We start from the raw sequence: 2,915 nt of genomic DNA, 5'->3' as shown, positions 1-2,915 counted from the left end.
TGCCCGATAACCCAAAACCACCAGACATCACCGTCATCCCCTCAAACAACAGGCCCGACAGTGCTTGCCCAGGGCTGTTGAAAATCTTCTGCATGGAAAGCCTTTCCTTGTTGCGAGGTCCGTGGCTGCGTTGACAGTCCAAAATCCTTCCCGTCTCTCGAGGACAGGATTGCTTTTACAGGCTCCTCAGGCCGCAGCGCGTGCCCGGGTCGAAAAGCCTTCATCGCTGGCGACATCCGCCTTTTGCAGTTCGAAGTCGAAGGCGATGGCGGCGGCGTCCCCCTGCCGGTTCGGAACCGGCAGCAGCCCTTCCCGCGTGGCAAAGGCAAAGTCATCCGCCGCAAAGGGATCATCCCCGAAATTGATCTGGGTGGTCAGCGTGCGATAGCCCGGCGCCTCGACGAAGAAGTGCACATGTGCGGGACGATTGCCATGGCGACCCAGCGCCTGCATCAGCCGGTCGGTTGCGCCGCCCGGGGGTACGCTGTAGCCATTGGGCATCTTCGAATGGAAGCTGTAACGCCCGTCGCTGCCGATCCTGATGCGGCGGCGGTTGTTGAAGGGGGTCTGCTCGCCGGTCGGATCGAAATGCGAATACCAGCCCTGCGAATTGGCGTGCCAGACATGCAGGATCGCACCGTCGACCGCTTCGCCATGCGGCCCCCTGATCGCCCCGCTCATATAGAGCGTGCCGGTATCGTCCGGATCATCGGTCAGATTCGCGTCGCCCTCCACCAAGGGGGCGCCAGCAACATAGAGCGGCCCTTCAATGGTGCGAGGGGTCCCCCCGCTCCTGCCCGCTTCGGCATCCTTGGCATCCATGAACAGGTCCATGAAATGCTCAAGGCCAACGCCCGGCACGATCAGGCCGAGTTCCGCCGCGCCATCCTGAAAATATTTGATCGCTGCCCAGAACTCGCTTTCGCTGACGTCGTAACGCACGACCACCTTCATCGCAGCCTCGATCAGATCGCGGGTGATGGCCTTCAGCCGCCTGTCGCCGCCTTCGGCATCAAGGCCGCTGGCGCGATCGAGCAGGGTCTGGACGGCGGGGGAGTTCACGAAATCTTCTGTCATTCTACCTCTCCTGGCAAATATGGAAAATATCAGCGATCATCCTCATGGGTCGAGGATGGATGGCGGCAGAGCGCCGTCACGGCCACGTCCATGAACGGATAGAGCGGCAGACCGGTCAGCAGATCGTGCAGGTGCGCGTTGCTCTCCACATCGAAGATGCTGACATTGCTGTACTGGCCGACGACCCGCCAGATATGGCGCCAGATTCCGGCGTGTTGCAGTTCCTGAAAGCGCGCCTTTTCCGCCGCTTTCAGTGCCTCGAACCGGTCGGGGTCGAAGCCGGGCGGAACTTTGACATCCATGGTGACGTGAAACAGCATTGGTTCATCCGTTCGCTTGTTTGGTCAGGGTGATCGTCGTGCGCGCCGGCCGATCCCGACGGAAAGCCGCAACGGCATCGGAATTGAGCGCGATGCCCAGCCCAGCCCCATCCGGCACCCCAAGGCTGCAATCGGAATAGTCGAGCGGTTCGGCCAGGATTTCCTCGGTCAGCAGCAGCGGGCCGAACAGTTCGGTCCCGAAGGCGAGATCGGTGAAGGTCGCAAACAGCTGTGCCGACGCCACCGTGCCGACCCCACCTTCCAGCATGGTGCCGCCGTAAAGGGATAGGCCCGAAGCCTCGCCAATCGCGGCCAGAGCCTTTGCCGCGCCCAGACCGCCCGCCTGCGCGATCTTGATCGCGAAGATATCGGCCGCCCCGGCCGAGGCATAGGCAAATCCGGAATCGGGGCCATATAAGGCCTCATCCGCCATCACCGCCAGCCTGCCCATCGCGGTCAGCCGGGCCATCCCCGCCAGATTACCTGCCTTGATCGGTTGTTCCACCAGGTCGACGCCGGCATCGACCAGCATGGCAAGGCCCCGCTTCGCCGTGGCTTCGCTCCAGGCCTGATTGACATCGACGCGGACACTGGCCCGGTCACCCAGCGCCTTCTTGATCGCGGCGACATGGGCGATGTCCGCCTCCAGCGTCCGCTTGCCGATCTTCAGTTTGAAGGCATCATGCCGCCGGGCCGCGAGCATGGCTTCTGCTTCCTCGATATCGCGCGCCGTGTCGCCGCTCGCCAGCGTCCAGAGCACCGGCAGCCGGTCGCGCAACCGGCCGCCGAGCAATTCGCTGACCGGAACCCCCAACCGCTTGCCCTGTGCATCCAGCAATGCGGTTTCGATCGCGCATTTGGCGAAGTGGTTGGCGGCAATCTGCCTGCGCAAATCCGCCATGATTGATCCCGGTCGCGTGGCATCGCAATTCTTCAACAGGGGTGCGATATAGGTGTCGATGGTCAGCTTGATGCTTTCAGGACTTTCTGCCCCATAGCTCAGGCCGCCGATGGTCGTGCCCTCCCCCAGCCCGGTTATCCCGTCGGAGCAGGTCAAGCGGACAATCACCATCGCTTGCGACTGCATGGTCGCGACAGAGAGAATATGAGGGCGAATTGTCGGTACGTCGAGGATGAAGGTTTCGACAGATTCGATGGTGATGGGGGACGCCATTCGCTACATCTCCGAGTGATGAGATATTGCGGTACCGAGGATCAATCATGATGGGAAAGACCGTTTGGGTCGGATTTGATGCCGAATAGGTATCGGGGTGCTGGGGAGGTCTGGCGGACAGCCTGGATCAGGATATGGCGATCGAAGGGTTTTCTCAATCCTTGAGAGTGCAGAGGCGCCTCCCCTCTCCTTCTCCAAAGGCTGTGACGCAGGTTGAGGTGATCTTTTCAATCTAAACAAAAACGCCCGACCGAAACGGTCGGGTAATTCCAGATTCTATAGATTCTGATTCAGCTGCCACCGACTCGCGGAGTCGGCATGAGTCGGAAAGGGGTATCCTGACC

The 2,915-nt window shown here is 61.2% G+C and carries 3 protein-coding genes; all 3 read right to left on the bottom strand.

Annotated elements, in window-relative coordinates; translation table 11 throughout:
- Positions 1-186 precede the first annotated feature (186 nt).
- The 3 genes from RUH75_RS23580 to RUH75_RS23570 are packed head-to-tail and all read right to left on the bottom strand — an operon-like array spanning position 187 to position 2,571.
- Positions 187-1,077 carry a dioxygenase gene (locus RUH75_RS23580; protein WP_313809645.1) on the bottom strand — a complete coding sequence of 297 codons (891 nt, stop codon included), beginning with the start codon at positions 1,075-1,077 and terminating at the stop codon, positions 187-189.
- A gap of 29 nt (positions 1,078-1,106) precedes the next feature.
- Positions 1,107-1,397 (bottom strand): muconolactone Delta-isomerase, encoded by a 291-nt coding sequence (catC, locus tag RUH75_RS23575; protein ID WP_313809644.1) that lies wholly within the window; start codon positions 1,395-1,397, stop codon positions 1,107-1,109.
- A gap of 4 nt (positions 1,398-1,401) precedes the next feature.
- Positions 1,402-2,571, bottom strand: a complete 1,170-nt coding sequence (locus RUH75_RS23570) for a muconate/chloromuconate family cycloisomerase (RefSeq protein ID WP_313809643.1) — start codon at positions 2,569-2,571, stop codon at positions 1,402-1,404.
- Positions 2,572-2,915: the final 344 nt, after the last annotated feature.

The sequence above is a fragment of the Sphingobium sp. genome (assembly GCF_032153725.1).
Taxonomy (GTDB): domain Bacteria; phylum Pseudomonadota; class Alphaproteobacteria; order Sphingomonadales; family Sphingomonadaceae; genus Sphingobium.
The sequence above is the reverse complement of the archived record's forward strand: the minus strand, read 5'-3'. Positions and strand labels throughout refer to the sequence as shown.

Coding starts and splice junctions, on each gene's coding strand:
- RUH75_RS23580 (WP_313809645.1), bottom strand. CDS start 1,077: ATGACAGAAGATTTCGTGAACTCCCCCGCCGTCCAGACCCTGCTCGAT.
- RUH75_RS23570 (WP_313809643.1), bottom strand. CDS start 2,571: ATGGCGTCCCCCATCACCATCGAATCTGTCGAAACCTTCATCCTCGAC.
- catC (WP_313809644.1), bottom strand. CDS start 1,397: ATGCTGTTTCACGTCACCATGGATGTCAAAGTTCCGCCCGGCTTCGAC.